Annotated in this window: 15 protein-coding genes, 1 pseudogene and 1 riboswitch; of the genes and pseudogenes, 4 read left to right on the top strand and 12 right to left on the bottom strand. The window is 39.5% G+C overall.

What is annotated here, in order from left to right; all coding sequences use genetic code 11:
* Positions 1 to 321: 321 nt before the first annotated feature.
* Complete coding sequence (locus M1D71_RS15505; protein WP_458122686.1) at positions 322 to 675, bottom strand: putative quinol monooxygenase; 354 nt, start codon at positions 673 to 675, stop codon at positions 322 to 324.
* Between the two features lie 158 nt (positions 676 to 833).
* Entirely contained in the window at positions 834 to 1,181 is a 348-nt protein-coding gene (locus M1D71_RS15500) for a winged helix-turn-helix transcriptional regulator (RefSeq protein WP_458122685.1), read from the bottom strand.
* An 805-nt stretch (positions 1,182 to 1,986) separates the two neighbouring features.
* On the opposite strand from M1D71_RS15500, the gene M1D71_RS15495 reads away from it, so the two are divergent.
* A complete protein-coding gene (locus M1D71_RS15495) occupies positions 1,987 to 2,559 on the top strand; it encodes a LysR family transcriptional regulator substrate-binding protein (protein WP_458122684.1) in 573 nt (190 codons plus the stop codon).
* 370 nt (positions 2,560 to 2,929) lie between these two features.
* Here M1D71_RS15495 and M1D71_RS15490 read toward each other — a convergent pair whose 3' ends face one another.
* Complete coding sequence (locus tag M1D71_RS15490) at positions 2,930 to 4,399, bottom strand: amidohydrolase family protein (RefSeq protein WP_458122683.1); 1,470 nt, start codon at positions 4,397 to 4,399, stop codon at positions 2,930 to 2,932.
* A 216-nt stretch (positions 4,400 to 4,615) separates the two neighbouring features.
* Here M1D71_RS15490 and M1D71_RS15485 point away from each other — a divergent pair, with 216 nt between their 5' ends.
* A complete protein-coding gene (locus tag M1D71_RS15485; RefSeq protein WP_458122682.1) occupies positions 4,616 to 4,762 on the top strand; it encodes a hypothetical protein in 147 nt (48 codons plus the stop codon).
* Positions 4,755 to 5,450, top strand: a complete 696-nt coding sequence (locus tag M1D71_RS15480) for an ABC transporter permease (protein WP_458122681.1) — start codon at positions 4,755 to 4,757, stop codon at positions 5,448 to 5,450. Before M1D71_RS15485 ends, M1D71_RS15480 begins: the two co-directional genes overlap by 8 nt.
* A gap of 2,106 nt (positions 5,451 to 7,556) precedes the next feature.
* Here M1D71_RS15480 and M1D71_RS15475 read toward each other — a convergent pair.
* The 5 genes and pseudogenes from M1D71_RS15475 to M1D71_RS15455 form a co-directional block, all read right to left on the bottom strand.
* Positions 7,557 to 7,863 (bottom strand): annotated as a pseudogene (locus M1D71_RS15475) (IS1595 family transposase); the annotation flags it as partial.
* A 201-nt stretch (positions 7,864 to 8,064) separates the two neighbouring features.
* Positions 8,065 to 8,835 (bottom strand): AAA family ATPase, encoded by a 771-nt coding sequence (locus M1D71_RS15470; protein ID WP_458122680.1) that lies wholly within the window; start codon positions 8,833 to 8,835, stop codon positions 8,065 to 8,067.
* Between the two features lie 285 nt (positions 8,836 to 9,120).
* Positions 9,121 to 9,675: an AAA family ATPase gene (locus M1D71_RS15465; RefSeq protein ID WP_458122679.1), complete on the bottom strand. Its 555-nt coding sequence runs from the start codon at positions 9,673 to 9,675 to the stop codon at positions 9,121 to 9,123.
* A gap of 231 nt (positions 9,676 to 9,906) precedes the next feature.
* Positions 9,907 to 10,452, bottom strand: coding sequence for a 2'-5' RNA ligase family protein (locus tag M1D71_RS15460; protein ID WP_458122678.1), 546 nt, complete (start codon positions 10,450 to 10,452; stop codon positions 9,907 to 9,909).
* Positions 10,453 to 10,774: 322 nt separating this feature from the next.
* Positions 10,775 to 11,146: a winged helix-turn-helix transcriptional regulator gene (locus M1D71_RS15455; RefSeq protein WP_458122677.1), complete on the bottom strand. Its 372-nt coding sequence runs from the start codon at positions 11,144 to 11,146 to the stop codon at positions 10,775 to 10,777.
* A gap of 175 nt (positions 11,147 to 11,321) precedes the next feature.
* Here M1D71_RS15455 and M1D71_RS15450 point away from each other — a divergent pair, with 175 nt between their 5' ends.
* On the top strand, positions 11,322 to 12,212 hold the full coding sequence (locus M1D71_RS15450; RefSeq protein ID WP_458122676.1) for an NmrA/HSCARG family protein: 891 nt from the start codon (positions 11,322 to 11,324) through the stop codon (positions 12,210 to 12,212).
* A gap of 208 nt (positions 12,213 to 12,420) precedes the next feature.
* On the opposite strand, the gene M1D71_RS15445 is transcribed toward M1D71_RS15450, so the two are convergent.
* The 4 genes from M1D71_RS15445 to M1D71_RS15430 form a co-directional block, all read right to left on the bottom strand.
* Entirely contained in the window at positions 12,421 to 12,573 is a 153-nt protein-coding gene (locus M1D71_RS15445; RefSeq protein ID WP_458122675.1) for a hypothetical protein, read from the bottom strand.
* A gap of 168 nt (positions 12,574 to 12,741) precedes the next feature.
* Positions 12,742 to 13,770 carry a hypothetical protein gene (locus M1D71_RS15440; RefSeq protein WP_458122674.1) on the bottom strand — a complete coding sequence of 343 codons (1,029 nt, stop codon included), beginning with the start codon at positions 13,768 to 13,770 and terminating at the stop codon, positions 12,742 to 12,744.
* Positions 13,771 to 14,654: 884 nt separating this feature from the next.
* On the bottom strand, positions 14,655 to 14,864 hold the full coding sequence (locus tag M1D71_RS15435; protein ID WP_458122673.1) for a hypothetical protein: 210 nt from the start codon (positions 14,862 to 14,864) through the stop codon (positions 14,655 to 14,657).
* A gap of 114 nt (positions 14,865 to 14,978) precedes the next feature.
* Complete coding sequence (locus tag M1D71_RS15430; protein ID WP_458122672.1) at positions 14,979 to 15,263, bottom strand: hypothetical protein; 285 nt, start codon at positions 15,261 to 15,263, stop codon at positions 14,979 to 14,981.
* Between the two features lie 279 nt (positions 15,264 to 15,542).
* Positions 15,543 to 15,629, top strand: a riboswitch (cyclic di-GMP riboswitch).
* Positions 15,630 to 15,790: the final 161 nt, after the last annotated feature.

The raw sequence follows: 15,790 nt of genomic DNA, 5'->3' as shown, positions 1-15,790 counted from the left end.
GCGTAAGGTGGCCGCAAATGCCTATTGCTTTGTCCATGGTTCCTGACTGGACAGGCCGTGTTCCTATTGATGCTAACATTATGATCTTATTCTGTAAGTTGCCATAATATAGAAATGTAAGTTATATTATGGCAAAAAAAAAGGTTATTAACTTACTGTGCCTTTTTTATCATATCATCCATATCATCTTTTATAGTGAAGCTAGCGATAACCTCTTCCTTTGATTAAGTTTGGCAGTAAATCCATCATGGTGAAATATTCAGAGATTATTTGTCACAAATCGAGTTGGAAGCTACAGCAAGGATTGCAAGTTATAATGCTTTAAAAAACTTTCCGTCTTACATTCGTCAGTGTACTCCCCCATTCACCGACTGGTTCAAGCCAGCTAACGATTCTATCATCAATAAGGTTGGTAAGTGCACCTTCATACTCAGCACGATAAGGTTTATTAAGTTCGTGTTGAATCCAACTTTCTCTTGTTCCCTGCCAGATCTCATAGATGACAAGATCATCAGAATGATCAAGATCATCGGAGACGATCGCATTGACAAAGGCAGGTTCACTTTTGAAATTGCTAATCATTGCAAATAGGTTTGCACGGAAAGTTTCTTTCTTACCAGGCTTAATTTTAAAACGTATATTGAGAATTATTTGATTGTTGCTTGTTGATATCACTACACACTCCTTTTATTGATTTTTAATTTTCTTCATGGTCACAAGTCTCATTATGTACTATGTATCACTTTTAAAATAGTACGTACTTTTTAGTTATATAGTAACCAAAAAGTGATAATTGTGATGAAGTAAAGAATAAATTGATTTTTTAAATTACTCTATTCTATATTTAATCTCCGATAATCATCCTTGTTCCATGTCTTATCTGCATAATCCTGACCCCAATCACAAAGTGCTCGCAAAGTGGGTTCAAGTGACATGCCCATCTCTGATATTGCATATTCCACTTTTGGTGGTACCTGATTGAACATTTTTCTTATAATCAAATTATTACTCTCCAACTCCCGCAACGACTGTACTAACATTTTCTGAGAAATTGATGGTATGAGCCTTTTCAATTCACCGGTCCGTTTAGGACCTTTTATTAAGTAATACAGAATAAGAGATCTCCACTTTCCGCCAATGACATCTAAGGTTATTTCCAGATCACAATAAAAAGTTTTCAATTGAGAAACACCATCCCTTATTTAATTCCCATTATTATAGTACATGTGTTGATTAAATCCACCTCCCTTGCCATATATTCTGTCAGTTTTAATCAATGCTATTACATGATCTGATTAAATCAGATATTCTTTAAGACGATTGAACTAACGGGAAATGATTGCTCAAAATGCCTGAGTTATTTATCCTTTTCAAAATTCATATGCGAACAAAAAAAGCTGGACGCGAACCTTAACTAGGTATGGATAAATCTATGCCCGTTGGCTTTATGAAATAAGGTATAATACCGATTAGATATACGACTAATCGGTAATAGGAACATGTTCGTGTCCTATACGTTAATCGGTACAAGTTCTTGTCCTTGGCTCGGGACAAGAACTTGTACCGATAACAAAAAAAGCCGCTAAAATAGCGACTTCAATGGGACCATGTTCTTGTCCCTCGACAAAAATGACAATGTACATTGACACAAAGTTCCCTACCAAAATGACACAAAGAACCCTACTTTCATGCATTTATGCCCTTTGTCTTTAATTAACGGAGCAAATTTGGAACTTGGTAGGCAACTTTATGATGTCATTCTCCAGTCTGGTAGGCAATTTGATTAATTATACATCTCAGATAAAAATAATATCATCATCGAGAGTTTAGTCCTCATTGCAATCTTTTTGGCGACCTCTTCCTTATTCATTGTGATACTACCGAGATAATTATGTTCCAAACTCTTCGATAAGAAAAACTTCAGTTCTTTCAGTATTTTGTCTTTCATTTAGGGTGGCATCAATCCCAATGGTGTCCGCGCACTTCTTGCCAAAAATAATGCGAATTATTGGGGAGAAACATCCGGGGCTGGCATTCGAACTGTTTGAAGGAACCATCGAAGAGATTAAACATGGGCTAGAATCCAGAATAATCGATGTCGGATGGATTATTCCGCCATGCAATGAACTCGAAACGATTCCTTTCTTTCGTGATGAATTATGTCTGGTTCATCGGGATGACCATCCATTGCAAAGTCGTGAAACCATTCATATCACAGATTTAGATAATGAGCCTATGATTGTGTGTCAAGGTGGTTTTGTAACGCCGATTATTGAGATATTCAAAGAATTCGGAACCACTTTGTACGCCAAATATAATGGCCACAACATAAACACGGCGTTGAGTATGATTCAAGAAGGGCTTGGCATCTCAATTGTTTCAAGAACTTCTTTGTCACTATCGTCAATAGCGCCCAATGTGCGCATCCGGACAATTGATCCGCAACCCGTTAGAGAGATTCACCTAGCTGTTCCTTCGTTAAAGGAGTCATCGCACGGGGTGAAACTCTTCCTTCGGACCGCTAGAGAGTTGTATTTATCTGAGAGTCAGATCCACTAGTGTATATTATTTACGTATTATAGACATTCTCAAAACATCCCATCAATCGTACCGCTTCATTTCGATTCCTACACCTGTTTACTATGTACTCAGCTTCAAATCAATGTACATGTAACTTCCCTAAAAAACGATAAAAAACGAAAAACGCCCCTTTTGGGGGCGTCTCTGAAGAGCGAACTCAACTATGAAGTTTAAATTTAACCATCATAATTGGTTACCACCAGAACTTTGTGATAAAGATATCTACCGCTAATTCTTATGTTAATCCTAAATTTTAATACTAGTTCGTTCAATTTGAGATTCCAGAACATTATATAGAGCAAGTTATCCAAGTTTATCTTCATAACAGGATCTACACCTTAAAAAGTGTTTATTGGACAGATGGCTTGGATTCTTCCGGTTCATCTTTTAGATCGGAAACCTTTATCACGGGGTATGTTTGTACCGCACGGTCCAAAGTCTGCTTCTCCATCAGTTTTCCATCCAAGACAACTGCGGAGATGCTTGTCGTGTTTCGAATGTCCTCCAGCGGGTTCTTGTCGAGCAGCACGAGATCGGCGAGCTTTCCTTTTTCTACAGTGCCCAGTTCCTGCTCTCTCTCCAAATATCGCGCCGGATTCAGCGTTGCCGCCTGTAAAGCCTGTAGCGGGGTGAGGCCGCTCTTAACTAGCAACTCCAGCTCATCATGCAGAGAAATACCGTATATAAAGTTAGTCATTTCGAAACTGGAATCACTACCTGCAAGCATAGGCACGCCGGCATCATTCAATTTTTTGACCATGCCTGGCGTTAGGAAATTGATGGCCTCCATTAATTCCGTTTGTTCGGGAGGAGTGGCACGAATCACTTCAGCCCATTGCTTCTGCACGGCCGTCGGTACGTATTTGGACCGCTGATCGATTTCGGTTTTGGCCATATTCAAATAGGTAACAATGGTCGGTACAGGCCAGACTCCCTTTTCTTTGAATTTGCGAAAAAGCTTGCTGGCCTTAACAGAATCATAGGATTCAGACGCCTCGATCTCCGCCAACGAATAACCGAGCAAATCGCTCATGTCGGCATTCTTGAAAATATCGTCTTCAATGCTTGAAGTGGCAATAAACAAACCGTGCAGATGTTCTATGCTCTTGAATCCGAGTTGAATGGCTTCAGTAAGCCGTACCTCAACCGGCAAATGGCCCACTACCGGCAAACCGTACTTTTGGGCTTCATCTATGACCGCCAGAAACAGAGGACGAGGCAACCAGGAGTATACCTTGATATGATCCACTCCATGTGTAACGTTAAGACGTACGGCTTCCCGTGCCTGTTCCTCTGTGTTTAAATAAAACATGTGAGGAGCCTCATCAGCCGGACCTCCATTTAAAGTAGACCCTGCATAGACAAGTCGTGGGGCAGGCATACCGGCACGCATACTTGTTTTCCATATATCGACGTTCTTCAAAGACGCCCCCATCTCTCTTACCCCGGTCACTCCGTTTGCCAGAAAGAGCGGGAAAGCGGCTTTATAGTTATCTTCCACATGGACATGCATATCCCACAAACCGGGAATGACGTATTGGCCTGTAGCATCCCGTACTTGCGCATAATCAGGAATGGCCGTTTGCTTGCTGTTTCCAATGTAACTGATCTTGTTATCCTTTATGATAATTGTTTGATCGTTGCTAAACTTTCCAGATCTTACATCCACGATCGTTGCATGCTCAAGCACCAGCGTCTGCTTAGTCACTGGCTCAATGCTTGCATATCCAGTATCTGTACCCCCCGTTAATGCAATCAATAATGCAAAGATCCCTAACAGGGACTTTCTGAAGCTGCGTATTTCTTTCTTTAAACTCATCCTTATCCTCCTCGTAAAATAAATCATATCAACCGATATAACTTGATTATAGAGTTCAGATCCTGCTTTTTTATTAATTCATTCTTACAAAAAGCTTACACTCTTGCACGAAGCTTAAGGGTTTTGTAAGAATCGAGTAATAAAAATGAAGGCTTTCCCCTTTATAATATAGATAAAATGACCGCAAGAGACTGTACTTAGAGGAGAGCAAAAGTAATGACATTTATTGTACGTAGTATTAACGTCACCAGAGACTATCGCGGCTCAGAGCCCATTTCCAATCTCAGGTTGAATATTCAAACAGGCATAACCCTCGGAGAAATACGTCTTGAACTGCGGAAGGGGGATGGAGTCGTTGCTTAAACTGATCTCGATGGAACTAAAGAAGTACCGTTTCGCCCGTTATATCGGCTATGCCGCCATGGCTAACCTGGCGATCCTTCTGTTCCTGACGATGATAGGTATTACCGATTATGGGGCACAGGATTACGCTTTTGCCACTTACTCGGAGTCGTTCATGCTAATCGATACCTTTGTCAGGGCAACCTTCATGATATTTGCTGGGGCGCTACTCTCAACTATGATTGTTGGGGAATACAGAAACAAAACGCTCGACGTGCTCTTTACATATCCGATCAAACGCCGCAAGTTTATCGCTGCCAAATTGGTCATCATCTTCGTCTTTACGTCCGGAATGATCCTGCTCACCGACGTGCTGATGGGTTCCGTTATGTTTGCCATGGATGGCTTCTATCCCTTCATTGCGGATTCGCTAACGATAGAACAAGCTGGGGTGCTATTGCTCGAGTACACCTTTAGCTCGCTGTCTGCTGCCGCAATGTCCCTAATTCCTTTGTTATTCGGGATGCACAAAAATTCGGTTACGGCCATTATGGTCACCTCCATCCTGCTAACGATCATCGTATGCTCCGGATTTAATGGACCGCTGGTATCCATTAACTCCTTCATTGCGATCCATTTGTCGCTTGGAGCTGCTGGCTTGTTGATTGCCTTACTATCGATGCTTCGTCTGGAGATGAAGGACGTGTAGACAGTAAAACTATCGTAGGTCTGATGGAGTGGTAGTTTATGAGTGTTATGATTTGATGTTTATTTAATATGATATCTCGGAAAAGTTATATGAATTTCATTCGGATCTACAATACATGTCGATAATTGTCGATATAGTATTAATACATATTAATTTATGCACCAAATTGAGGAGTTGAAAACAACATGAAAAACTCCAGCCATTAGTGCCGTTAATTACTCAATAGAGACCACCACTTCTACTTAGATGTTTTCTAATCGGAAATGGGACCATGTTCTAGTCCATTCCGGTAATCGGTACAAGTTCTTGTCTTTTGCTCGGGACAAGAACTTGTACCGATAAAATAAAAAAGCCGCTAAAATAGCGACTTCAATGGGACCATGTTCTAGTCCCTCGACAAAAATTCAATTTTTTCACATACGCAATGCTGCTGGAAGAACTGCTCTCATCAAAATTGTATTTAAAAGCAACACTGGGAAAAGACTGATCCCTCATGTTCTCAATTTCCTGCCAAGATGGTATGCTAATTTCTTTACTCCTCTTCCCTGCAATCTCTAACCAAGCACAAAAGAAATTTTCACTGAACTGCATGACTAGTTTTTCCAGAATCCAGGAAAGTATCCTCGCATCAAGCCTTTGGATAATCTTCATTTGATAACTGACGACCTGATCAGAAAAATACTCCAGAAGATCCCTGATTATTAGTGGTTCAGCCTCAGAAATCAAGGTTGTTCTTAAAGAATTATAGCCATAAAGTGTTCCTCCTTTAAAATAGATTTCCTCCAAAAAACATAAGCATAGGCATAGGGGAAAATTTCAGAAAACTCAACCCTCGATTAGAGAAATAATCCCTCCTGTGTAAGGATTCGGCTGAATGAAATACTTTTATTTCTTCAGGCGAATCCTTAACTAATCGCTTCAGATTGTAATGTTCTGCATGAATGATCCATTTAGACTGCATATTTGATTTCATCAGGCTTGCCTGGTTTGCTTGAAGCCAACGAAGGACATCGGGATTCATTTCATCAGGCGATCTCCATTGGTTCCAACTGGACACATGAAAATTAGTAAAAGCATGTCCACACTTACATTGAAATGCATGTTCTAACTGTTTATTCGACAACAAGAAAGGTATTGCTGACCCACAGCCAGGACAAACATAATTCAATTTAAGATCATGAAATACACTCATCGAAAAGCCTGAACTGATGCAACCAAGAATGAAACCCTCCCTCCATGCACTGCGAACACCAATGTAAGTTTGGATGAAACCAATGCTCGCAGGAACTATATAATTCAGAAAATGGAGCTATCAACGACTGAATATTTTTATCAATGTGCTCTTGCAAGTTGAAATTCATTGTTTGATGAAGTCTTTCGGCGTTAAAACCACTTAACTGTAATAGTTCTCTTTGCTTATCTCAATGTGGTGTTTAATGCTCTTTACATGACTACTGCCAAAGACTTGTAGAATCTCGTTCCGATCTGTGAGGTTTACCAAGGCCAATTTTTCAAATACAGACCATGGCGATTCATATTCATTGATCCATTCTTTCCTCCACACGACATTCATTAATTAATCACCACTACCAGCTAAAATTTCTGACTCAATGTAGCCACTAAGCTTAATGGATTCTAACCAATCTAGAGGTGAAATCCATTCAAGTTGTTCCCCATGAACACCATATATCTTCAGAGCGTTTCAACAGCATACATAAAGTACTCTATAGGGATCTCAAGTTTTGAATGAACACCATGTTCACTGCGAAGGTTTTGAAATTGTTGATAAATTAAAGCAAGTGATACCGAAAAAACGATGCTCATGTGTCATAAAACGTCCAATGATTTGAGACTTACGTTGTCCTAGAAAGAATGTTCTTCTCGTGAGCAACTCTTCTTGACCTACGCAAATCACAGTCATACTTATTTTCGCACGATCCAGTTGTTTGTGGATGTCCATTAACCAAATAAAATGTGATTCTGTTAGGCGATGTGCCTCATCCATAATCAAGACAACCCTTCTTAAGCGAGATAATTCTGCTCTTTCTTTTAGCAAATTGACAATTTGGTTGGCTATAAAGATTGGTATGGGGGCATTCATAAAATGTCGGTGATGTTCCGCTTGCCCTTTTTTGAGTACAGAAAGTAGGTCTCGTCCATTTCCACGATGCCCCGGAACGCTTCAGTTGGTATTTGCTTCAGAGCGGCGAGTATTTTATGCCGCCAATAAAACAAGGTGACATATGTAACTTCACCAAGCAACTCCTTCGCACATTTTCTCAGCGAATAACCCTCAATCATGAATTCAATGAAACTAACCCACACATGGGGACTCCTCGTTCGTTGTAGAGGGGGGTGTTAGGTCATTAAACGTTTGAAGACAGGATTTACAACGGTAACGCTGCCGTTTGACCACTCCAGTTTTAAACGCACGACAGCATAGGTTTGGCAATGCGGACACCAAGTATATAGAGAGATTTTAGAATTTTGGTGTTCGGTGAAAATAATGAATTAGACTGAGTCGATGATTGAATTCGTTTTTTGAATTGAAAAATCGTCAGAACTTGAATTAAACAGAAACAGCGGCGGAGGGTTCCATAGGATAGCTGTGGATTTAATCTTGAGCTTCTTCGAATAACTCTCTGAGCATCCGATCCTTGTTATTCACAAACTCTTTCATAATCATATAATGGTCGGTTTCTTCCAATACTTGGACTTCAATACCATCCGGCTTTAGATTGTAAATAATCGAATCTGGATATGCCATAAGGATTGGGGAATGGGTCGCAATTATAAATTGAGAGTTTTGTAAAACAAGTTCATGGATTCGTGTAAGCATCGCCATTTGGCGAAGAGGAGACAATGCAGCCTCAGGCTCATCCAGAATATATAATCCATTCTCCCCGAACCGATGAATGAAAGTGGAAAAGAACGACTCTCCGTGCGATTGCTCATGCAAGGACTTGCCACCGTACGATTCTATAATAGGGCGAGCAAATGAAGGTTGGCTGTCCAACTCATCGATCGTCGTGGCTAAATTATAATAACTTTCTGCCCGGAAGAAGAAGCCATCCCTCGGGCGTCGCGGACCTCTGATCAATTGTATATATTCATATAAGCTCGAGTGAGTAGCCTGGGTTGAAAAGGAAAAGTTGACTGTCCCACCCTCCGGGTTAAATCCCCATGCGACAGCAATGGACTCCATCAGTGTTGATTTTCCCATCCCATTTTCACCTACGATATAGGTTACCTTGGGGTGGAAATCAAGTGTATTTAGGTTTCGAATGACCGCCAAATCAAAGGGATAACGATTATAGGTGGGTACTTGTTGCCTCTTAAGCTGAATTTGTCGTAAATAGGGATGCTGTATATTAATATAATTCACTCCCTTTTAAGCCTTTGATCATTATCTTACCTTTGTTGGTAAAGCTAACTCATGTCTGTCTCACCCTTTAGTTTACTCCATCAAACAAATAATACATCATACCGAAACTAACCTGCACGTTACTTGATTAAAAGCAGTTCAAATGAACGGCTGCTTTCTTTGGCTTATTGAGCTATCGTTTCCCGTTAGTTTAACGTAAAATTTCTTATTGTGAATAGCTTTTCAGATTTCGGGTTTTTAGGATTCTCGTTGATTAATATCTTTTCTTGTTCTAGATCGCCTAACCTATTTAGCAAAAATTTTCTTGCTTAGTTCCTTAATGGAGGGGTTGTATTCCCCTGAAGTGTCAATATAGAATTTAGGGACGTCGATCTGGGGTTCCTCGTAAGGGCTCGAGTTCAATTTAATTCCTTTTCTGGCCATGTCGACTCCCTTTTCGCCATGGAAGTACTCCCGAAGCGGGTTGTCTAGCCCCCGCCGGACAAATCTGTCGAGCGCGATCTTTTCGTCAACCTTGCATATCAAGAGATAGACCCGCGCCCTTCCCATGAACTGTTCAAGCATAGTCGACCATATACTGTGCTGGAACGCTGCTTCAGCAATCACCGATACATTGTTTGTTATCAGCCACATTAACGTATCAAAGAAGATTTCCGTGGCCGTTATATTGGGCTCCCCTGGAAGCTCGTCATGACTTTTGCCGAAAGTATGCAAATATCCTTCCTTAATCTGATCCCGGTTGATTACTGGCATAAAAATCTCATTACCAAGCTCCTTAGAAAATGTTGTTTTCCCTGCGCCTGGTCTACCAGCGACAACTATTAAATACGGCTTTGTCAAGGGGTTCACTCCTTTTTACGTAATAAAAAGTAAAAATACTATCATAAATATTTTACCAACAAGTATTTATTTATCCAACTTAACTATCTCCCATTTACTCGGCTTATCGTCGGTACGGCGCTTTTAGATACATTTGCATTAAACTGCCCGTTAGCTTTACGAAAAATGGAGCAGCTGCCCATCGGCAAACTGCTCCCTATTGCATTGAACTAACGTTTCCCGTTAGTTGAATCACTCAGCTTTTTGTGTTCCCAATTGGATATCTACAAATGGTACGTATTGGTTTGGTTCAACTTCTTTATATACACGTACAAAATTGACATTAAAGGTTGGATAAGGAGCTAATTCATTCATTGCTAATAGTTTCATTTCGTCAATTTCAGTCTCGCTCAAACCCCAATAGGTTTGCCCCAACGTTAAATGAGGATGATACTTATCCATTTCAAAGTATTGATCTAAAAGTTCTTGTGATGGAGAAATCGCATTTACCAATCTTCTATGTAAATCGATTACATTGCTCGATTCAACACTAAGAAATGTAACAGCACTTCCAAATGACCCAGGTTCTGATAATGATAATTGAAAGCTTTGGATTAAAGAGCATGCTTGTCTTACATTTTCTAACCAAAGAAGATCTACTTTAAGACCACCCTGCGCTTTTACAGTAATGTGAGGCTCCACTACATCGTTAAGACGATTACTGAACCAACGATCACGGAATACCACAATTTTTGCTATATAATCATCTGGAGGGGTTATTCCAATGAAAAATTTCATTTTACAGTCCACATCCTTTAGCAAAATAAATGGATGATAGTCCACTTGTTCTTATCTTCATACTTCTTCGGCTATTTAAACTATCCTGCCCGTTAGTTGAATAAAAGTAGCCAATCACAATGATTGGCTGCATTCTTTGTTTTATTGAGCTAACGTTTCCCGTTAGCTTAGACAGCTGTCTTAAAAGATTAACTCACAATCTTTATGCTCCCATACATCAAATAAGTTTCCATCTAGATCTTCAAAAAGCATTCTTAATCGCAGAAAAAAGAGAACTTTCTTTAAAATCAAGAAAGTTCCCTGCTAGATTATTTTTCAGTGCTCACCTATTTGTAGAACTACGATATTCTCGACCATCGACAAGCTGTGGATGTTCCCCCCAGTTTTCACCCCATATGCGCATTTGCCGAAGCACGGGAATATATTCCTGTCCTTTATTTGTTAGCGAGTACTCAACGGTTACAGGTACGGTAGGAAACACCTGGCGATTGATGACTTTATAGTGTTCCAAATGCCGCAAGACATCCGTTAAAGACTTGATGCTGATGTTATCTAAATTTCTTCGCATTTGATTAAATCGTTGCGGACCCAAACTAAGTAAGGAAAGCACCAAAAAAGACCATTTCCCGCGAACCACCTCCAAAGCTTCACGAATAGAGATGAGGCATAATTCGTCCCCTTTTCGTACATCCATAAAAATCACACCCCTAACTATAATATAGGTAGTCTATTATATTGAGTTATATAAAAAAAATGTGCCTTCTTTAAATAATATAGATGATATTTTAAGATAACAACAGGACTTATTCATGCTATGGTTTAGTTTAAGCGTAAATAGTCTTATAAAGCTTAGAGAGGAGCTTGGGGATATGAGTGATAAAAAGATATTAGTTTTGGGAGCAACCGGACAACAAGGAGGTGCGGCCGTTAGGCATCTAATCGCCGATGGCTGGAAGGTTCGTGCATTTGTTCGCGATTTATCAAGCGATAAGGCCCTGAAACTATCCCAACTGGGAGCCGAGCTTTTTTTAGGTGACATGACTGATCTTGCCTCGCTCGATACCGCTATGCAGGGGATTTATGGTGTATTCAGTGTTCAGGCGTCGAGCTGGAACCCAACTCTCGAAACCAATGCCGATGAGAGACGTATTGGGAAGGCTGTAGCTGACGCTGCCCTAAAGGCGAACATCCAGCACTTCATTTATACATCGGTTGGCGGTGCAGATGCGCAATCCCGATATCGGGATATGCAGAAATGGGATATTGAGCGGTACATTCTTTCACTCGATGTGCCGGCTACCATATTGCGTCCCGCCACCTTCATGGAAAACTTCTCAGACCCGATGACAGCCGGCGTGCAGAACGGAACAATCGCACAAGCCTTCAAGCCAGAAACAGTGATCCCACTCGTAGCTGTGGACGACATCGGTGCTTTCGTCGTTTTAACACTTAATAGCCCAGACAATTATTTGGGTAAAACAATCGAAATTGCTGGCGACGAGTTAACACCCTTGCAGATTGTCGAGGCCATAGGCCATATAACTAACCGAACCATTCCTTACGTTCAAGTTCCGATGGACGCGTTGCGTCAGCATAATGAAATCTTGGCCGGCGTGTTTCAATGGCTAAGCGAAGAAGGCCACGAGGTCGATATTTCTGTTGTACGCAAGGCTTTCCCCAAACTTACGGATTTCAATACCTGGGTGGAAAAGCAAGGAAAAGCGAAGTTTGAGGCATTGTTTCTTACAGAGCTTGCATGAGATTGTTTGTTGACAGGTCTGGCATTTGAAGAGCTCAGTCGTAGCCATCGTCTTAATTGTGGTGATTTCCATCAAGAGGCTGTCCCATAAGTAACCCCGACTTTATGAAGACAATGATCACGGTCGACGGCACTTGGACGGCTCGCTAAGGGTCTCGAACGAAATAAAACAGTCAAGAAGGAGCATGCCTCCTTGGCTGTTCTTCTTACTAGACTTCAATCGATTTAATAAGGCCCTTCAGCTTCTCGGCTGATTTGTGCAACAGCGCCTTCTCGGAATCCGAGATCTCCAGCTTCAGCAAAAAGTACGCATCCCAGTCTCTTCTTCGAGCTATAATTTCAAGTTCTTTATTGTAGTACATTACAAGATCTTCACAGATTTTTTAATGTTCCGGTAAGAATTTTTCTGATTTTGTAATGACAGAGGAAAATAATATTTCTTGAAATCTCTAAGCACTTCCGATGCTTAAACTAACGTATCCCGTTAGCTTAATTAGAATGGATTTTCTCCTTTAAGAAAAGGAATAATTTTATGGTAATTGCATAGCTCTAGCCATAAAAATCTCATCTACTTCACTCACGGACATCCCAAAATGTTTACTAGCTTTCTCAAGTACAATGGGGTCGTGTATTTCAGGAACGTAATTGTTTCCGTAATTCGTTAAGACATCGAACTCCTGCATTATATACTGGTAAAATATGTCTGCATCACTGTTTTGAGTATTACTTGTCTGTACGCTTTCAGTTTTATAATATGCAAAGGAAATTGAGGTAATTCGGTTTTTTCTGTAGAGTGCTACGTAATCATTAAAGCTAAATGGAGATTCATCCTCATAAAAATCATTCAAGTATTTGTAATAATTGATTAAATCTTCGTTTCGGCCAGTGTAACCCTTAGGAATGCTGTACAAGGACTCTAATGCTTTTTTATATTCTCCAGCTTGGTCATAGATATGATACATAGAAAGGTGATACATCATCTGGAGATCCTGACTCGGTGTTTGGATCTTATCAATAAACTCCCTTATTAGTGTATATTGTTCTGAGGCTAAATAGCCGTTCACCTCATCCCAAATTGTCTCGCTCTCGATCGCTACTGTCTGAGAATCACTCGTACTAAAAGCGTATGTATATCCAATCATTTTTCCAAGGGTCTCTTCGGACAAAACAAACTCACCCTCAAGATTTTCGCCTTGCTTACCAATTATGTTTTGAACTGAGTCAGGCTGTATTATAGCTGCTTGAGATGTGATTCGAAGACTATACACTCCAGGTACTAAACCTTTTCCATTATTAGAGAGCCACTCACTTTCTATCATACCGTTATTGACTTGAACTTTTGTCTGAGCAGAATATTCATCTTCACCTGTTACAGATAGAACAAGTTTCGTTTCATTTGGTAAATTAGTGATGCCGGTGAATTTGAGTCGGTTTTCCTTATCAAAAACTTCTGTTACGGTAAGTTCAACATGGAGACTACCACTCCCTTTCCCTGAGCACGCACCGATTACGAGAATTATACTAAGGAAGAGTAGTATAATTCCTGCTTTGATTTTCATATGTTTGATGTATATCCCTCCCAATTTTATTACTCTTTATATCGGAGAGTTAGTCTTGAATGTTGATACCTGTAGAGATTCCAGCTAGTTCGCAAGTATAGTTTGCATAAGAAGAAGAGATAATAGTTTTGCTTATTGAGCAAATTATTACAGTTTCAGCTTGCCCTAAGTGAAAAATCCTACTACTCAGTTGTATTCATCATTAAACTAACCTGCCCGTTAGTTTAATGAAAAGTCGTCCTAATGGAGACTCACGGCAACTTTATTTCGTCCAATTTCGACTCATGGCAAACTTATGCTTCCAATGCACCCATCTACAAACACACATTCCTATTTCGCTTTGAAAAAGTGTAAAAATGCCCGTTTCAGGTCCTTTATGAATGAAAAATCATTAAAAATATCGGTTGGGGGAAGTAACACCTTCAAAATGTACAATTTGAGTTAGGAAGTTTAAATTATGGTTTAAATGAAATCATTAAAGTCAAAGAAGCCAACCACTATTACGATTGACTTCACATGAATTTATAGAGCTATCGTTTCCCGTTAGTTGATTAATAAAAATGTTACTTTATCTATAACTTATCCTCGATTATGATCTAACCCTTGCCCCAAATAAGTCTTTTGAGGTAAATCCATATTGTTGTGTAATTCAGAAATTTCCGAATGAAAAATATCCTGTATTTTAATAGTGAGTATATATCCATTTATAGTGTTAGCAATCATCTCAATCTCAGATAAATTGTATGAATCCATATCCATTTTCGAAATGATCACTTGCTTACCAAGCACTTCTGATAAAGAAAAGATAATTTGTTTCTTTACATCGTCATTTAAATCTTCAAACAGGAGTACAAGGTTTTCAAGGTCATCCTTGTTACCCTTCATTAAACTGGGGAGTGTATATCAATATGTTCAGGGGATGAAGACTTAATAGCATAAATCTCAATGATGTCAACCATTTTAAATTCATAGTTTATGCCTTCTTCTGTTTCAACAAATAAGGAGCCCTCATTTAATTCTTTAGAAACACCACGGAAAAATTCATCTTGATTATTAATTTTAAGTACTACAGAACGTTGTTCTTTAACTGTCATCTCAATAAATTGTCTCTTATTCATCATATTATGAACTGTGTTACCCTCCCTTTTAGAGATTAGTATTCGTTGTTCCTTTTTGTCCTTAGACTAACTTGTGAGTTAGCTATTCCATCAACTATTTCCCTCTAACAGCACCTTTTTAATGTAGTTCTTCGCTTCGGCTAGTGTTATATGTATAAATTTTCTGGAAACATCTAAATCTTCTTTTGTTGTCTCATTGTATGGTTGCTTTTCGCCAATTGAATGAAGCTCCCCGATCAGCTCGTCCCTTAAAGAAGGGAGTCCATTTCGCACCTCAATTATGGAGAAATCGTTGACTGCAGTCTTTATAGCAAATAAACCTAGCCTTCTATATTCAACATAAACTTGACCTTTTATTAAATGCCCCCCTTTCACTAAAAGGTAACTTCCTACTTTATCTTATCAAGAAAATCCACATATTGGAACTACCCTGCCCGTTAGCTTAACGAGGAGAGTTTTGTTTAATCCCCCCTACCCCATTTCAAACTACATTATGATATATAAACATATACAAAAATAATAGCTAAAAAGAATAGATTTATTTGTAAAATTAGGACTATATGATTAATTATTTAATAATAAATAATCATATAGCTCTATTTCATTATGACAAAACATCAGGTAAATTTACATTACACGACAATTCCATATATCGTACGATAATGGCAAACCCGCTGAAAAACGGGGACGCAAAGCTACAGGGGCTAAGGCGAATATTCGCTATGCCAGCCAGTTACCGAATACGACGGGAAACCTCCGTCTATTCTTCAAGAATACCTGATGAGAGGTTATTTGTGCTGTTCAAAAAGTAAATATATGGGTACATCTCCATCACACGTTGTAGAAAAAATACTTAAGGGGGTGGTTGAAGTACAACCGTGGCGTTAGAAAAGAATTTCAAA

It is taken from the genome of Paenibacillus sp. Z3-2 (assembly GCF_054161325.1).
The sequence above is the reverse complement of the archived record's forward strand: the minus strand, read 5'-3'. Positions and strand labels throughout refer to the sequence as shown.

Excerpts from the sequence above, each read along its gene's own strand:
- M1D71_RS15490 (WP_458122683.1), bottom strand. The coding sequence starts at position 4,399 with ATGAGTTTAAAGAAAGAAATACGCAGCTTCAGAAAGTCCCTGTTAGGG.
- M1D71_RS15485 (WP_458122682.1), top strand. The coding sequence starts at position 4,616 with ATGACATTTATTGTACGTAGTATTAACGTCACCAGAGACTATCGCGGC.
- M1D71_RS15460 (WP_458122678.1), bottom strand. The coding sequence starts at position 10,452 with ATGAAATTTTTCATTGGAATAACCCCTCCAGATGATTATATAGCAAAA.
- M1D71_RS15455 (WP_458122677.1), bottom strand. The coding sequence starts at position 11,146 with ATGGATGTACGAAAAGGGGACGAATTATGCCTCATCTCTATTCGTGAA.
- M1D71_RS15450 (WP_458122676.1), top strand. The coding sequence starts at position 11,322 with ATGAGTGATAAAAAGATATTAGTTTTGGGAGCAACCGGACAACAAGGA.
- M1D71_RS15445 (WP_458122675.1), bottom strand. The coding sequence starts at position 12,573 with ATGTACTACAATAAAGAACTTGAAATTATAGCTCGAAGAAGAGACTGG.
- M1D71_RS15440 (WP_458122674.1), bottom strand. The coding sequence starts at position 13,770 with ATGAAAATCAAAGCAGGAATTATACTACTCTTCCTTAGTATAATTCTC.
- M1D71_RS15435 (WP_458122673.1), bottom strand. The coding sequence starts at position 14,864 with ATGACAGTTAAAGAACAACGTTCTGTAGTACTTAAAATTAATAATCAA.